Origin of the sequence: Enterobacter sp. 61D5 (genome assembly GCF_034107965.1) — a bacterium.
GTDB lineage: Bacteria > Pseudomonadota > Gammaproteobacteria > Enterobacterales > Enterobacteriaceae > Enterobacter > Enterobacter cloacae_M.
Window position 1 is genome coordinate 256,817 of sequence record NZ_JAWNFK010000002.1, and the last position, 16,210, is coordinate 273,026.

General features: G+C 59.1%; 12 protein-coding genes. 9 read left to right on the forward strand and 3 right to left on the reverse strand.

Annotation, left to right across the window (positions count from 1 at the left end; genetic code table 11):
• Nucleotides 1–76 precede the first annotated feature (76 nt).
• The gene (locus UTM25_RS01440; RefSeq protein WP_194399493.1) at nt 77–1,057 is read right to left on the reverse strand and encodes a GlxA family transcriptional regulator; all 981 of its coding nucleotides are present in this window, start codon (nt 1,055–1,057) and stop codon (nt 77–79) included.
• A gap of 149 nt (nt 1,058–1,206) precedes the next feature.
• Between UTM25_RS01440 and UTM25_RS01445 the strand changes: the two genes are divergently transcribed.
• Both UTM25_RS01445 and UTM25_RS01450 read left to right on the forward strand, forming a co-directional pair.
• A complete protein-coding gene (locus tag UTM25_RS01445; RefSeq protein WP_194399492.1) occupies nt 1,207–2,178 on the forward strand; it encodes a fatty acid desaturase in 972 nt (323 codons plus the stop codon).
• On the forward strand, nt 2,171–2,929 hold the full coding sequence (locus UTM25_RS01450; protein WP_194399491.1) for a phosphate/phosphite/phosphonate ABC transporter substrate-binding protein: 759 nt from the start codon (nt 2,171–2,173) through the stop codon (nt 2,927–2,929). Before UTM25_RS01445 ends, UTM25_RS01450 begins: the two co-directional genes overlap by 8 nt.
• Here the strand turns inward: UTM25_RS01450 and UTM25_RS01455 are convergent.
• Together UTM25_RS01455 and UTM25_RS01460 are read right to left on the reverse strand one after the other, a co-directional pair.
• Nucleotides 2,908–3,804, reverse strand: a complete 897-nt coding sequence (locus tag UTM25_RS01455; RefSeq protein ID WP_194399490.1) for a LysR family transcriptional regulator — start codon at nt 3,802–3,804, stop codon at nt 2,908–2,910. The genes UTM25_RS01450 and UTM25_RS01455 overlap by 22 nt on opposite strands.
• Before the next feature lie 22 nt (nt 3,805–3,826).
• Nucleotides 3,827–6,115, reverse strand: a complete 2,289-nt coding sequence (locus UTM25_RS01460; protein ID WP_194399489.1) for an FdhF/YdeP family oxidoreductase — start codon at nt 6,113–6,115, stop codon at nt 3,827–3,829.
• A 1,002-nt stretch (nt 6,116–7,117) separates the two neighbouring features.
• Between UTM25_RS01460 and UTM25_RS01465 the strand changes: the two genes are divergently transcribed.
• Genes UTM25_RS01465 through tssA form a run of 7 tightly spaced genes read left to right on the forward strand, consistent with a single transcriptional unit; the run spans nt 7,118 to nt 16,151 of the window.
• Nucleotides 7,118–7,612, forward strand: coding sequence for an SH3 domain-containing protein (locus UTM25_RS01465; RefSeq protein ID WP_194399488.1), 495 nt, complete (start codon nt 7,118–7,120; stop codon nt 7,610–7,612).
• A gap of 23 nt (nt 7,613–7,635) precedes the next feature.
• The gene (gene tssJ / locus UTM25_RS01470) at nt 7,636–8,139 is read left to right on the forward strand and encodes a type VI secretion system lipoprotein TssJ (RefSeq protein WP_194399487.1); all 504 of its coding nucleotides are present in this window, start codon (nt 7,636–7,638) and stop codon (nt 8,137–8,139) included.
• Nucleotides 8,140–8,167: 28 nt separating this feature from the next.
• The gene (gene tssK / locus UTM25_RS01475) at nt 8,168–9,511 is read left to right on the forward strand and encodes a type VI secretion system baseplate subunit TssK (RefSeq protein ID WP_024909829.1); all 1,344 of its coding nucleotides are present in this window, start codon (nt 8,168–8,170) and stop codon (nt 9,509–9,511) included.
• 17 nt (nt 9,512–9,528) lie between these two features.
• The gene (locus UTM25_RS01480; protein WP_194399486.1) at nt 9,529–10,767 is read left to right on the forward strand and encodes a DotU family type VI secretion system protein; all 1,239 of its coding nucleotides are present in this window, start codon (nt 9,529–9,531) and stop codon (nt 10,765–10,767) included.
• A 2-nt stretch (nt 10,768–10,769) separates the two neighbouring features.
• Complete coding sequence (tssM, locus tag UTM25_RS01485; protein ID WP_194399485.1) at nt 10,770–14,390, forward strand: type VI secretion system membrane subunit TssM; 3,621 nt, start codon at nt 10,770–10,772, stop codon at nt 14,388–14,390.
• 16 nt (nt 14,391–14,406) lie between these two features.
• Nucleotides 14,407–15,123 carry a type VI secretion system-associated protein TagF gene (gene tagF / locus UTM25_RS01490; RefSeq protein ID WP_023312158.1) on the forward strand — a complete coding sequence of 239 codons (717 nt, stop codon included), beginning with the start codon at nt 14,407–14,409 and terminating at the stop codon, nt 15,121–15,123.
• An 11-nt stretch (nt 15,124–15,134) separates the two neighbouring features.
• Nucleotides 15,135–16,151: a type VI secretion system protein TssA gene (tssA, locus tag UTM25_RS01495; protein WP_126795749.1), complete on the forward strand. Its 1,017-nt coding sequence runs from the start codon at nt 15,135–15,137 to the stop codon at nt 16,149–16,151.
• Nucleotides 16,152–16,210: the final 59 nt, after the last annotated feature.

The following is a 16,210-nucleotide window of genomic DNA, read 5'->3' on the forward strand; positions in this document are numbered from 1 at the left end:
TGCACTCCTTATCTCTGTTGTCTGGAGTCACTGTAGGCGTCGGGCCGTTTGGCGTAAACGACAAAAAAGGATCAGATTACGCCATCTTGCGGCAGTGGAAGCGCTGGCGGTACTCGCCTGGCGTGAGGTGAAGCTGTTTCTCAAAGATGCGGCGCAGGTTAATGCTGGTGCCAAACCCGCTTTGCTCGGCAACGCGCTCCAGGGAGTCATGGGTCTGCTCAAGCAGCTGGCGGGCGGCGGCCAGACGCGCTTCGGTCACGTAGCGGGCCGGAGAGACTCCGGCCTCGCGGGTAAACACGCGGGTGAAATTACGCGGGCTCATTGCCGCTTTCTCGGCCAGATTTTCCACGCACAGGTCGGCGGTGAGGTTCTGCAGGATCCAGGTTTGCAGTTCGCTTATCGGGCCCGATGTGCCGGGCTGCTGCAGGCTGTAACGGCTGAACTGCAGCTGGCCGCCGGGGCGGCGCAGATACATCACCATATCCTGCGCCACGTCGCGGGCGAGGGTAAATCCGTAATCGTCTTCCACCAGCGCCAGGGTCAGATCGAACCCGGAGCTCACGCCGCCGGAGGTCCAGATGGGGCCATCCTGAATATACAGCGGACCGCCTTCGACGTGGATAGCCGGATACTGGGTTTGCATCGTCTCCAGCAGCCGCCAGTGGGTGGTCGCCCTGCGACCGTCCAGCAGGCCGGTCTGGGCCAGCAGCATCGCGCCGCCGCAGATAGAGGCTACCCGCTGGGCATGCGGCGCAGCGAGGTGCAGCCAGTCCACCACCGCCGTGCTCTCCAGCTCGTTCATGCCGCGCCCGGTGATGATAATGGTATCCAGCGGTTCACGCGGATCCAGCTCCGGCAGACGATAGTCCGCCAGCAGGTTCAGGCCGGACTGGCCGTGGATCACCTGGTGAGGCTGGGTGGTGGCGATGATAATCCGGTAGCGCGGCTGCGCAAGCCCTTCCGGATGCAGCCGGTTGGCCTGCATCAGAATGTCGGCGATACCGGCGGCTTCAAACAGCATGCCGCCGTCGGGAACAATAATCAGGATTTTCTTCATGTCCTGAAAAGTACCTTTATCACAGAATAAGTCAAGCAGCGCGAGTGCTCCACGTTTCTGGCAAAGCAAAGCGATTTAAGTTCTTTGTTATTTCAGGCGTTATCCCCGATCGTCAGGGCTCTGTCTCTGGCGAAACGGCGTCTGAAGGAATGAGTCAACGAAGCTCCCTCTATTTACATCCGCAACAACGCGAACAAATCCGCCATCTTGCATCGGGTTTTTTATGGCGAAGCGAACTGCCCACGTGGCTGTTGATTATCACTATTTATGCAGGCTGGTTTGCCACGCTGGCGTTCTGGCATACGCTCGGCCTGCTGCCCGCCACGCTGCTGCTCATCGGGTTTACCGCCTGGTACATGTCCCTGCAGCATGAGCTGATCCACGGGCACCCCACGCGTTTTGCCTGGCTCAACCAGCTGTTTGGCACGCTCCCGCTGGCGGTCTGGTATCCGTATGGCCTGTACCGGGACTCCCATCTTGCCCATCATCGGCACCATAGCCTGACTCATCCGGTGGATGACCCGGAGTCGTACTATTTTACCGACGAGAGCTGGGCGCGCTTTTCCCCCTGGCAGAAGCGTACAATCCGCGCCCGGAATACCTTCGCCGGGCGGCTGGTGCTGGCCCCGCTGCTGGATATCCTGCAGACGCTGGGCAGCGCCGTGGCGGCATTTCGTCACCTTCACCTGCGGGCGATGGCGATGTGGCTGGTTCACGTTTTGCTGCTGGTGGCGCTCTTTGCCTGGATGACGCGTACCGGTTTTTCACCCGTCTGGTTTGTGCTGGCGGTCAGCTATCCGGCGCTTTCGCTGACCAAGATCCGATCGTTTTTCGAACATCGCGCGGCGGACGATCCGCTGGCGCGCTCCGTTATTAATGAGGCGGGGCTGTTCTGGCGGGTGCTGTTTTTGAATCTCAACTACCATTCAGTACATCACGATCTGCCGGGCGTTCCCTGGTACGGGCTGAAGGCCATCTACGAGCAAAACCGGGAGGCGTACCAGCAGCGAAACCACGGTTTTCTCGTCAGGGGCTACGGTGAATGGCTGCGTCAGTTCTGGGCCAGACCCGTCGACGTCACGGTTCACCCCGCAAAACAACAGGGGGAAGGGTATGAGTAACCTGCTTGCGTTTCCCATGTATGCCGTGGATCGCGCCGACACCCGCGCGCTCTGGCTGGCGGTAAAGGGGCTGCTGGCCGCGCGAGGTGTGTCCGTCGATCGCGATCCCGGCTGGCCGGAGTCCGATCTGCTGACCCACTGGAAACAGCCTGCGCTTATCCTCAGCCAGACCTGCGGTTACCCGCTGGTCACGCAGCTCCCGGACGTGCAGGTGGTCGGCTGTTTTCACTACGCGGCACCGGGCTGCGAAGGGAGCCAGTACCGCAGCTTTCTGGTGGTGCGCGAGGAGGATGGGCACCTCACGCTGGCGGATTTTCGCGGACGTCGGGCGGTCTGTAATTCTGCGGATTCCCAGTCCGGCTACAATGCGCTGCGAAAAATAGTGACTTCCCTGGCGAGCGGCGGTCCCTTTTTCGCGCAAACGTCCTTCAGCGGCAGCCATCGCCAGTCGCTGATTGATGTGAAACGCGGGGCAGGGGATATCGCGGCCATCGACTGTGTCACCTGGGCACTGCTGCAGCGCCATGAGCCGGAACGGCTTGCGGGGCTGGCGATCATTGACCATACCCCGCTGACGCCGGGACTGCCGCTGATCGCTTCGCCTAACACCTCGCCTGAAACGCTTAACGCCATTCGCGATGCGCTTCACGAGCTGGTGGATGCGCCGGAATACCGGGAGGTGCGCGACGCGGTGCTGATCGACGGTTTTAGCGTGGTGACGCGCGAGGCCTACGCCTCATTGTCCGCGTGATAAATCTCCTGCGCGTCGGTAAAACAGCGCAGCGCCAGCGAGGAGACGGGCTTCTGCCCGCGCATAATCAGGCCGACGGGAGCCTCAATGTTCGCGTCGGCGATGGGGACAATCCTGAAGTTGCTGTTCAGTGCCTCCAGCCCGTTGTTCAGCGGCATGACGGCGCAGCACACGCCGCTCTGAACCGCCTGAATGATCTGGAACGTAGAGTCGCTCTCGAAAACGGACGTCGGTTCGATGCCGGCAGATTTAAAGCCGGCCTCCATGTGCGCCCGATAATGCATCCCTTTGGTCAGGAAGCCCAGCGGAAAATCCGTCAGGTCGTGCCAGGTCAGCGTTGCCTGGCCGAGCTGAAAATGGCGGACGTCGTGCAGCAGGCCCATCTTCGTTTTTGGCAGCTGGATAACGTCAAACAGGCTGGTGTCGATGCTGTTGAGGTAGCAAATTCCCAGCTCAAGCTGATTGCGGCTGACGCCGTCGGCAATCTGCGCGGAGGACATGGAATAGAGGCTATAGGTCAGCTCCGGGTATTTTTGCGTCAGCAGGCGAATAAAGATCATCGGATCCACGCTCGCCAGCGGCACCATCCCCAGACGTAATTCGCCTACCACCTGGCCTTTGCACAGCGCGGCTTCCGCCTGTAACCCGTCGTGCGCGGCAAGCAGGGCGCGGGCCCACGCGAGGATGCGTTCACCCTCCGGCGTAAACCCTTCAAAGCGCTGCCCGCGTACAATCAGCACCAGCCCCAGCTCCTCTTCCAGGCTGCGGATGCGCATGGAGAGGGTCGGCTGGGTGATGTTGCACTGCGAGGCCGCCTTGCCAAAATGGCGGGTCTCGTCGAGCGCGATTAAATATTTTAACTGTTTAATATCCATCTTTTTCTCTGCGCGAACAGCCTTACAGCATGCGGATCTCTTTCGAGCGCAGGGTGATGCGAACCGGAACGGATTTATACGACGGCGTACCGCTGTCCTTATCCAGATAATCAAGCGGCACCAGCACGTTGGCCTCCGGGTAATAGGCGCCGACGGTGCCCGGCGCGATGTTGTACGCCACCACGGTAATGTCTTTCAGACGCTGAACGCTGCCGGGGAGAGCGGTTTCGATATCCACGCGGTCGCCGTGTTCCAGGCCTGACTGTGCCATATCGTCTTCGTTCATAAAAAGCACGTCGCGGCGGCCAAACACGCCGCGGTAGCGGTCGTCCAGGGCGTAAATGGTGGTGTTGTACTGGTCGTGGCTGCGCAGCGTGATCAGGCGCAGAACGTGCTCACCTTCGCCGCTGGCGTTCTCGTGAACGCCGTCGAACACCGAGAACATCGCTTTCCCCGTCGCCGTTGGCCAGATGCGTTGCGTTGGCGGCAGCGGCATGCGGAAGCCGCCGGGAACGCGGATCCGCGCGTTGTAGTTCTCAAAGCCCGGAATGGTCTGCTCGATCAGATCGCGGATGCGGTCGTAATCCTCAACCAGCGTTAGCCAGTCCACGCGGGTTTCCGGCAGCGTGGCTTTCGCCATGCCGGCGACGATAGCCGGTTCTGACCGAAGCAACGGCGAGGCAGGCTTCAGCTTGCCGGACGAGGCGTGCACCATCGACATGGAATCTTCAACGGTAATGGACTGACGGCCGGTGGCCTGAATATCCAGCTCGGTGCGGCCGAGACACGGGAAAATAAAGGTCTCTTTGCCCACCAGCAGATGGGTACGGTTCAGCTTGGTGCCAACGTGCACGCTCAAATCCAGGTTACCCATCGCCGGAAAACCCCGCTCGTGATCGGGCATCGCGACGGCAAAATTCCCCCCGAGGCAGATGAGCGCCTTCGCGCGGCCGTCGATCATCGCCTGCGTGGCCTGCACCGCATCGTGTCCGTGGCGAGACGGCGGCTCAAAGCCGAAAACGTCCTTCAGACGGTTCAGGAAGGCCGGGGTAGGCTTCTCGCTGATCCCGACGGTGCGGTTTCCCTGAACGTTAGAGTGGCCGCGCAGGGGGCAGATACCCGCGCCGGGCTTGCCGATATTCCCGCGCAGCAGCAGCAGGTCAGCGATCAGGCGGACGTTTGCCGTACCTTTATTGTGCTGGGTAATGCCCATCCCGTAGGTAATGATGGTGGCATTCGATTTCGCATAGGCGTCGGCGACCTTTTTGAGCGCCGCCTGGTTCAGGCCCGACTCGCGCTCGATCTCATCCCAGCGGGTTTGCGCGATATCGGCGGTGAAGTCCTCAATGCCTTGGGTGTGTTCGGCAATAAACGCATGGTCGAGCACGTCACCGCGTTCGGCCTCCATTTCCAGCAGATGTTTGGCAATGCCTTTCAGCGCGGCGGCATCGCCCCCGGCCCTCACCTGGAAATAGGTCGAGGCGATATCCGTTGAGCCGTAGGTCGCCATTTCAATCACGCTTTGCGGGTCGGCGAAGCGTTCGAGGGCGCGTTCGCGCAGCGGGTTAAAGACGATAATCGGCACGTTGCGACGGGCCAGCTCATGGAGAGTCCCCATCATTCGCGGATGGTTGGTGCCGGGGTTGTGGCCGATGGAGATCACCAGCTCGGTCTTATCGAAGTCGTCCAGCGAGACTGTGCCTTTCCCGATGCCAATCGAACGCGGCAAACCGACGCTGGTGGCCTCGTGACACATATTCGAGCAGTCGGGGAAGTTATTGGTGCCGTATTCGCGGGCGAAGAGCTGGAACAGATACGCCGCTTCGTTAGAGGCGCGTCCGGAGGTATAGAACTCGACCTGGTCCGGTTCGAGCCCGCACAATACTTCGCCGATGCGTTGAAACGCCTCTTCCCAGTCGACGGGCCGGAAGGTATCGCTTGCCCGATCATAGCGCAGGGGATGCGTCAGTCGACCGTAGCCTTCCAGTTCAAAGTCCGTTTTTGCCAGCAGCGAAGCGACGCTGTTTTCCGCCAGAAACGCGGGGGTAACGCGTTTGCTGGTGGCTTCCCAGGTCACGGCTTTGGCGCCGTTCTCGCAGAACTGGAACGTCGATTTGTGCTCTTTATCAGGCCATGCGCAGCCCGGACAGTCAAAGCCGTCAGGCTGGTTGGTGCGCAGCAGCGTCGCGGGGGCATCAAAGGTATCCATTTGGGTACGCACCGCGATGGCGGTGGCTTTTAACGCCCCCCAGCCTCCGGCAGGACCGTCATAGTGCCTGATTCCGGGAACTGCGCGTCTTTTCTTATTCATACCAACTCCTGATTTCTTCGGTCACACAACGTCTGAACCCGTAAAAACGCTGCAAAGGACAATAAGTGAAAGCAATGACGACCGGATGGCTACGCGCATGCGGTGCGGAAAAATGCTTTATCTTAAATTCTTTTTATTACAGCGATTTATCAGATCTGATGCTTAAATATTTAAAGAAATTATAACGAAATTTTATCATTTTAATAATAAATCTTATCTATCAAACGGTAGGCAAGATAGATGGGGCGAGCAGGAGAGGATGTAGCAGTAATAAAGTTTCGAATGAAGTCTGTGAGAGGTAAAAATAGGCAATACTCGCGGCTGGCAGGGGATTGCGTACATTTTTCGGTTGCGATAATGACGGGAAGGTTAACTCAGGCTTAATGATTAATGGATGGAATTTATGCCTGACAGGGTAATTATCACATCGTGAAATATAAAGTTATTTTGAGCCGTGAAATTAACGCCGCGCAGCATAAGCGATACAGATTCATTCTAATCGTAAATTACAATTAGAATTAAAGATACCCTGTTAGTGCAACAAATAATTCATGGTTCATATATTCTTCTGACCTCACCAATCCGCGAATTCTACTAATTATGGTAGTGGCGATAATAGCCGTATTGCGTTAATGAAAGTGGTTCTCTTTTGTGTTTTTCTTATATAAAACATATGCTTGTAATGTTGTGTGGCTAAGAAATAAAAGGGCGTAGGTCGTATCGGGTTTTTTCATAGGATTAATCCTATAATTTTCCGACTGCTTCATTTACCAACAGTTACGTACCGGTAAATATTGAATTGAGACGAAGCTCATGTAAACTTGTTTACCGTTTGTCAAAATATGTCAGGAAGACACTGGGCCTTATTCTGAAGGGCTCGTGCGGTAGCTATGCCCTTAAAATAGTAACGCCCCGAAAATATCCTGGCTATTTTAACAATAGCACCTAAGTCAAACTTCACCCCCTTATCTTCATCATCGAAATATCGCTACGGAAAAGCATATGAAAATGCGCGTACTGTTTTCACTTCTGTTTGTAATGGCGGTGGCGGGCTGTAAAGCGCCGCAGAAACCTGTGATCAACGACGATATGATCGAGACCAGCCAGGTCAACGGCGTGACCTTAACCCACCGTCACGCTGTGACGCCACCGGCGGAGTTCAACCCGGTCAACGAACCGTATCGCGCCATGTATCCGGCCTCCCTGATGAGCCGTCCTGACTTCGGCGGCAAAGTTATTCGCACTCTCGACACCGGAAAAACGTACGTGGTGCTGGGGCAGGTTGAACACTACTGGATGGCGCTTGCTGATGAAGGTAACGATCAGCTGATTGGTTACGTCCCGATGCGCGCCGTGATCAAAGCCGACCTGTATGATGCGGCCGTGCGTAAACAGGCCATTCGTCCGAAGGCGCGTAAAAAAGCGACCTGTGTCGACGTCGATGGCAACAGCAAAGCCTGCAAAGACAGCGCTAACGGTACCTGGATCCTGAACTAAACGGCTTGCATGAGCGCATTTTTATGAATAATAAAAATTTTCATAAGCTGTGGTTATTCTTTTACGCGGTGATTTTCGCCCTGATCAGTGGTTGTACGTCGTCTTCACACAGCGACCCCTCCCGCTACAATCTGCAGTTTCAGGCTCATCCACAAATCAATGAATCTGCGCCGCTTAAGGTCCGGGTGCTGCTGCTGAAATCCGATGCGGATTTCATGTCCAGCGACTTCTACTCCCTGCAGAACAACGCGTCAGCCACGCTTGGCGCGAATCTGCTGAACAGCGACGTGTTCTTCCTGATGCCAGGACAGCTGTCCAAAACCCTCAGCGGGCAAAGCTCTCCGGAGGCCCGCTACATCGGCGTGATGGCGGAGTATCAGATGCTGGATGGCAAAAAATGGCGCGTTTCACTCCCTCTGCCTGTGCCTGGCGAAAATCATATCTACCAGTTCTGGAAATGGTCCGCGGATGAACTTCAGGCCAACGTTTTTCTCGACGTGAACGGCATTCGGGTCATCAGCCAGTAACGCGCTTCAACACAGGAAACACATCATCATGACGAAAGCAGAAAAGGTCGTCTGGACCGAAGGCATGTTCCTGCGTCCACACCATTTTCAGCGGACTGAAAGCTATCTGCTCAACCATGTTCGTGAATGGGGTGCGCTACAGCGGTCATATCTCTGGGGCTTTCTTGACGTTGAACTGGATGAAGCGATGCTTCGTCAGGGATGCATTGCCCTGAGCTACTGCAGCGGCTTGCTGCCGGACGGCACCTTTTTCCAGGTGCGTAACGGGCGCAACGGCCCTGCACCGCTGAAAATTCCTGACAATCTCACCAACGAAAAAGTGGTGCTCGCGCTGCCGGTTCGTCGCGGCGAGAGAGAAGAGGTGATTTTTAGCGAAGAGCCGGCCTCGCTGGCGCGATTCATCGCTTTCGAGCAAGAGGTGGAAGACGACAACGCCATGTCGGTGGGGGATGCCACCGTCCAGTTTGGTCGTCTGCGTCTGACTCTGATGCTGGAAAAAGACCTCACGGCGGAATGGACCGCCATCGGCGTGGCGTTTGTGACGGAGAAACGTAACGACAACCACGTGCGGCTCGATAACAGCTATATCCCGCCGATGCTCAACGCCAACAATAGCCCGCAGATCTACAGCATGATCAACGATCTGCACGGTCTGCTGGTCCAGCGCAGCCAGCAAATTGGCGGCCGTCTGCGTCAGCCAGGCCGCTTTAACACCTCCGAACTGATTGAGTTCACGCTGCTGTCGCTGGTTAACCGTCATCTGGGCGAGGTTTCTCATTTAAAAACCCTCCCGCTGCTGCATCCGGAAACGCTCTGGCGCAGCTGGCTGCCGTTTGCGACCGAGCTCGCCACCTGGACGTCGCAGCGTACCGCCGAAAGCGTGCTGCCGATTTACGATCATGACGATCTGGCTAACTGCTTCAGCAAACTGATGCTGATGCTGCGTCAGGGACTGTCGCTGGTGATGGAAGACCACGCGATTCAGCTGCCGCTTAACGAACGCTCCCACGGCCTGAACATCGCCACGGTGCCTGAAACCAGCATGGTGCGCGAGTTCGGCTTCGTGCTGGCGGTAAAAGCTAATGTGCCAGGCGAACACCTGCAAACCCATTTCCCGGCGCAGATGAAGGTTGCGCCGGTCTCGAAAATCCGCGATCTGGTTCAGCTTCAGCTGCCGGGCATTATGCTGCGCGCCATGCCCGTTGCGCCGCCGCAGATCCCGTGGCATGCCGGCTACAGCTACTTTGAACTGGAGAAGGGCAGCGAGCTGTGGCACGAGATGGATAAGTCCGGCGCATTCGCCCTGCATCTTGCAGGGGAGTTCCCGGGGCTGGATATGGAGTTTTGGGCCATCCGTAGCCCGACAGAATAATAAAGCGAGCGCTTAATATGCAGGAACGACAGGACACCGGCAGTGATGCCGCGTTTACCGGGGCCAGTAGCAACAATCAGCTGGTGGCGGCCGCCAATCCGCTGCTCAACGCGATTCCGCAGATCCGTCATTCGGTATCCCATGACGATCAGGTGGCGTTACGCCAGCGCCTGATCGATGAGATTCGCCGTTTCGAAGTCCGCTGCCAGCAGGCGGGGCTGCCCTACGAAGTGATCGTCGGGGCGCGTTACTGCCTGTGTACGGCGCTCGATGAGGCCGCCGCGCTCACCCCCTGGGGCAGCAGCGGCGTCTGGTCAAGCAACGGTCTGCTGGTGACCTTCCATAACGAAACCTGGGGCGGTGAGAAGTTCTTCCAGCTGCTGGCGCGCCTGTCGCAGAACCCGCGCGAGCATATTCTGCTGCTGGAGATGATCAACTACTGCCTGCTGCTGGGCTTCGAAGGACGCTATCGGGTGCTGGATAATGGCCGCACGCAGCTTGAAACCATCAAGCAGCGGCTGTGGCAGATGATCCGCGGCGTGCGCGGCAGCTATCCGCCGCCGCTTTCTCCCCATCCGGAAGATCGTCCGGTGCTGCGCAAGCTCTGGCGGCCGATGGTTCCCCTGTGGGCCTGCGTGGCGCTGGCCGGGTTTATCGCCTGCCTGTTTTATATCGTGCTTAACTGGCGCCTTGGCGATAACACCAACCCGGTGCTGGCGAAGATTTACCAGTCCCAGCTGCCGGAAACCACTATTCAGCAGCCGGCCCGTCAGCTACCGGCGGTGCTGAACCTGCGCGGCTTCCTGAAGCCTGAAATCGAGGCTGGCCTGGTCGCGGTGAAAGACGAAGCGGATCGCAGCGTCGTGATCCTGAAGGGCGACGGGCTGTTTGCCTCCGCCTCTACCGTCGTGCGTGACCGCTATGAACCGGTCATCAACCGCATTGCGCAGGCGATGAATAACGTCAGCGGCAAAATTCTGGTGGTGGGCTACAGCGACAACGTGCCGATCCGCAGCGCGCGCTTTGCCTCGAACTATGAACTCTCTCTGGAACGCGCCCGCTCGGTACAGAAAATGCTGCAGGGAAGCCTCTCTCAGCCTGGCCGCGTGAAAGCGGAAGGGCGGGGCGAGATTAACCCGGTGGTGCCGAACACGACGCCTGAAAACCGCGCCCGTAACCGCCGTGTGGAAATTACTCTGCTGGTGTCGCCTGAAAACACTCAGGCCGAGCTGAACGGATTGCCGCAAGGAAACTAAGGATGCTGACTACACTTCTTTCCATTTTGACCAACCGCATTCTGTGGAGCTTCCTCGGCGTAACGGCGCTTGCGGCGGTGATCTGGATGATTGGTCCCCTGTTGTCCATCGTAGACACCCGACCGCTTGAGTCTGAACAGAACCGCATTATCAGCATTGCCGTGGTCTATCTGCTCTGGGCGCAGGGCCACATTCTGCCGCGCCTGTACAATGCCTGGCTGAACCGCAAGCTGATGGACAAGCTCAAAGAGAACACCGCCAGCCCGGAAGCGGCGGACCCGCAGAAGCGGCTGAACAGCGAGGAGCAGATCCTCGCCAGCCGCTTTGATGAAGCCGCGCAGATGCTGAAAAAAGCGCACTTCAGCAAAGCGGGCCAGGGCGCCCAGTGGACGCAGCGCTTCAGCACGCAATATCTCTATCAGCTGCCGTGGTACGTCATTATCGGCGCGCCGGGCTCCGGTAAAACCACGGCGCTGGTTAACTCCGGGCTGCAGTTCCCGCTGGCCGATCGCTTCGGTAAAACCGCGCTGCGGGGCATTGGCGGCACGCGTAACTGCGACTGGTGGTTTACCAATGAAGCGGTGCTGCTGGACACGGCGGGCCGCTATACCACCCAGGAGAGCGAGCAGGTGCAGGACGCCGGCGAATGGCTGGAGTTCATGGGGTTACTGCGTAAGTATCGCCGCCGCCAGCCGATCAACGGCGTTATCATCACCATCAGCATTTCTGACCTGCTCACCCAGTCCGCCGAGGCGTCCCGCCAGCAGGCGGTGAACCTGCGCCAGCGTCTGTCCGAGCTGCATGAACAGCTGGGTATTCGCTTCCCTGTCTACGTGATGGTGACCAAGGCCGACCTGCTTAAAGGCTTCCGCGCCTGGTTTGCCGACTACGACAAAGCGCAGCGCGACCAGATCTGGGGCTTTACGCTGCCTTGGGAGCAAACCAAACACGCCGATTACGACCTGATGGGCAACTTCCAGCAGGAGTTTTCCCTCCTGCAGCAGCGCCTCGATGCCGGGCTGCCGGAAACCATGCTGAAAGAGCATGATGCGAAAACCCGCGCAGAAGCGTATCTCTTCCCGCAGGAGTTCGCCGCGCTGCGTCCGCTGCTGGCGGACTACCTGAGCACGGTCTTCGCCCGCTCCAACTTCGAAACCGAGTTCTCTCCGCGCGGGATCTACTTCGCCAGCGGGACGCAGGAAGGCATGCCGTTCGACCGCGTGATGGGCGAACTGAACCGCGCGCTGTCGCTGCCGGAAGGGGGAGAGGCGGGTAACTGGGATTCGGTCAGCAAAGAAGCGCCGATCCCGGGGGCAAAAGGTCAGAGTTTCTTCATTAAGAACCTGCTGCAAAACGTCATCTTCCAGGAAGCCGGGATCGCGGGCGAAAACCGCTGGTGGGAGCTGCGCAACCGGGCGGTGATCTGGTCCGGCTACGCGGCGCTGCTGGCCCTGCTGATTATCCTCGGCGGTCTGTGGCTGACCAGCTATGCCAAAAACAAGGCCTATCTGGAAGAGGTGGATGCGAAGGTGCCGCTGCTGGACCAGCAGAGCAAGGCGCTGCAGAACCAGACCCAGCGTGACCTGTTCGATCTGCTGCCGCTGCTGAACGGTCTGGTTGACCTGCCGAAAAGCGACGCGTTTGATGTGAACGATCCGCCCGTATCCCGCCGTATGGGTCTCTATCGCGGGGATGACGTCAGCGATGCCTCGCAGTCGCTGTACCAGAAAGCGCTGGATCAGATGCTGTTGCCTGCCGTTGCCATGCACATCACCACCTGGCTGCGCAACGACAACGGCAGCGACGTGGAATACAGCTACGAGGCGCTGAAAGCCTACCAGATGCTGTATCAGCCGAAGCACTATGACGGTAAATTCCTGCATTCGTGGGTGATGCTCAATCTGCAGCGAAATCTGCCGCAGAACGTCACGAAGGCGCAGCTGCAGCAGCTTGAATGGCACCTGACGCAGCTGGTGGAACCGAAAATTCAGGCCTCGCCGTACGCGCAGGATGAATCCCTGGTTGCGCGCGAAAGAGCGATGATCGGCCAGCAGCCGCTCTCCACGCGCGTATACGGTCGTCTCAAACGCCTGCTGGAGCATGATGACAACCTCAAGCCGGTCTCCCTTTCCGACCTGGGCGGACCGCAGAGCGAGCTGGTGTTTTCGCGTAAAAGCGGCAAGCCGGTGAGCGAGGGCGTACCGGGTCTCTATACGCCGGACGGCTACTGGAAAAGCTTTAACGGCCAGATTGACAGCGTCACCACCGCCCTGCATGAGGACGACGCCTGGGTGCTGGGGGCCGCGACGGCGCAGGAGGATAAACAGCAGATCGATAACGCCGTGCGCCAGCTCTACATGCGCGACTTTATCGCTAACTGGGATCGCTTCCTCGCCGACATTCAGCTCAATAACAGCGCCGATCTTTCCCAGCGCATCAACACCGCGCGCCTGCTCTCCGGCGCCAGCTCGCCGCTGCGCCGCCTGGTGCAGAACCTGAGCCAGGTCCTGACGCTGTCACGCAATGCGCCAGCGCCGGAAGATGCGGATAAAGCGCAGGCGCAGAGCAACCGCGCCACCCGCACGCTAGAAGCGCTGTTCAGCAACAATGACGCTGCGCCGACCCAGGCCGCCGTGGTCACCCAGGCGCCGGAACAGCTGGTCACAGACCACTACGCGCCGATGATTGAACTGGCGCAGCCGCTGGAGAAGGGCGGCAAGACCATCGTGTTTGATGATTTTCTCAAGCAGGTGGATGAGCTCTACCGCTACCTGACCGCCGTCCAGGACGCGGCCAACAGCGGCATGCCGGCACCGGGCGGCGAGGCGATCAGCCGCCTGCAGGCCAGCGCCGGTCGCCTGCCGGGCGGGCTGCAAACCATGTTCAGCAATATGGCGGTGGGCGCCAGCAGCGATACCCAGCGCCGCGACCTCGAAAACGTGCGGAAGCGTATTAACGTTGAGGTGGGCGGATTCTGCCGTCAGGCGATCGCCGGTCGCTACCCGCTGGTGCGCAGCGCCAGCACTGAGGTCACCCCTGACGATCTCGCGCGCATGTTTGCGCCGGGAACCGGGCTGATGGACGCTTTCTTCCGCGACAATCTGACCAATAAAGTGGATACCACGCAGGCAAACTGGCGCTTTATGCCGGGCATCGACGGGAAAACGCTGCCGGGAAGCGAAGGGCTGCTGAGACCATTCCAGCAGGCCCAGTCGATTCGCGACGCTTTCTTTGCTAATGGCGCCACGACGCCGTCCTTCAAGGTGACGGTTCGCACCGTGCGAATGGATAACTCCATTCTGAACCTGACGCTGGACGTCGACGGCCAGCTGCTGCGCTACAGCCACGGCCCGCAGGCCGTGCAGATCATGAACTGGCCGGGGCCGGGCGGCACCAACCAGGTACGCATGCAGCTGGGGCTGGCGAACGGCAGCACGGCGACGCTGGTCACCAACGGCGCCTGGGCGCTCAACCGCTTCTTTGATAAAGCGAGCACCAGCCCGGGCGCGGGTAGCCTGAGCCGTCAGGCCACCTTCAGCGTCGACGGACATCAGGTCACGCTGGAGTTTGCGCCAAACAGCATTCGTAACCCGTTCCAGCTTCCCCGTTTCTCATGCCCATAACCGCAAGGACAGCCGTATGACGAATACCCCTGCGATGAACCGCTACAGCTGGTATGGCAAGTTACCCAGCGCCGGAGATTTTTTGCAGCGTCGCTTTCCTGACACTTTACAGCGCCAGTGGTCACACTGGTTCCAGGTCGGTCTGCTGGCCTGGCAGCAGGAAGAGCAGCGCAGCGGCGAGCGCCAGTTTCACAAAGCGCCAGTCTGGAATTTCGTGGTGCCGCCCATGCTGGGCAGCCAGATGATCCAGATGGGCTGCCTGCTGCCCGGCCGCGACAGCGTTGGCCGCCAGTATCCGGTTTGCCTTCAGCTGAGCTTCGCCCCGTCAGAGTGGTCGACCAGCCTGCTCAGCCAGGCCGAAAGCTGGTACCAGCAGATTGGGCGCCTGGGGCTGCACGCGGTGCGCAACAGTTTTTCCGCCTCGCAGCTGGATGAGATGCTGATGACCATCCCGGCGCCGCAGCCCGTCGAGCCGCAAAAGCGTTCCGACATCCTTGATGTAATTGGCTATGACGAGGACGGCCAGAGCACGCTGGGCTGGCCTCAGGCGGCCGAGTGTTTTGATCCGCTGCGTCAGACCAGCTACTGGTGGACCAACCGCTGCGACGGCTACCCGCTGTACACCCACGTGCACAGCGGTAACTTTACCGGGCAGCTTTTCACCCTGCTGTTCGACCCGGCAGGGGGCGCCCGTCCGGGGCGTCACGGTCTTTATCCGCCCATGTTTGAATAAGCAGGGATCTCATGAATATTGAAGAATTTCTCGCGCCAATCAGTCCCGAAAAACCCTGCGGCGAAAACCTGGAGTACGACGCCGACTTTCAGATCATGAATCAGGCCAGTCAAGGGAAAGCGGAACAGCAGTTTGGCGACACCATTATCCCGGCAGAGCCCGCTGACTGGAACACGGTGGAAAAATACGCCACCAGCCTGCTGACCCGCACCAAAGACCTTCGCGTACTGCTGGCGTTAACCCATGCCTGGACGCGCCGCCGCGGGCTTGCGGGCTACGCGGACGGATTGTTGCTGGTGCAGGAGGCGATCGCCCGTTACTGGGAGACGCTCTATCCGCTGCTGGAAGAGTATGGCGAAACCGATCCGTTCTATCGTATTAACGCCCTGGCAGGGCTGAGCGATAAATCCGACCTCACCGTCGCCGTGCGAAACGCCTCGCTGCTGCGGTCAAACGGCGATGAAATTTCGCTCCGGGATGCCCAGGCCCTGCTGGACGGCAGCAAAACGGAATGTCCGGACTATCCCGGCGGCCGTCCACGGCTGATTGACGAGCTGGCCCGCGGCGACCAGCCGGGAACCGCCGCGGTTATCGTCATTAACGAACGTCTGCTGGCGATTCGCGAGCTTCTCACCGGGCATCTCGGTGAAAGCGGCGTGCCCGAGATGGAGCAGCTGCTGAAAACCGTCGGACTGGTCGCCAGCGCGTGTCAGGTAACCGACATCAGCAAGCTGCTGCCGAGCCGTGAGGCGCAGGCAGAACCCCAGGCCGAGCAGCAGTCGACGGCAGCGCAGCCCGTTCAGCCGGTGACCGACTGGCGCAGCGTGCAGGTCACCAGCCGCGCCGACGCGCAGCTGATGCTGGAAAAAGCGAAGCAGTATTTTGCGCAGTACGAACCGAGCCACCCTGCACCGCTGATGATTGAACGGGTGCAGCGGCTGTCAGAACTTAACTTTATGGACATTATTCGCGACCTGGCGCCAGACGGCGTTAACCAACTTGAAAACATCTTTGGGCGCCGCGAATAACGCGTCCAGGCATTATGACGACAGGCATGGAGCCTGCCGTTTCACCTTCACCGCGCATC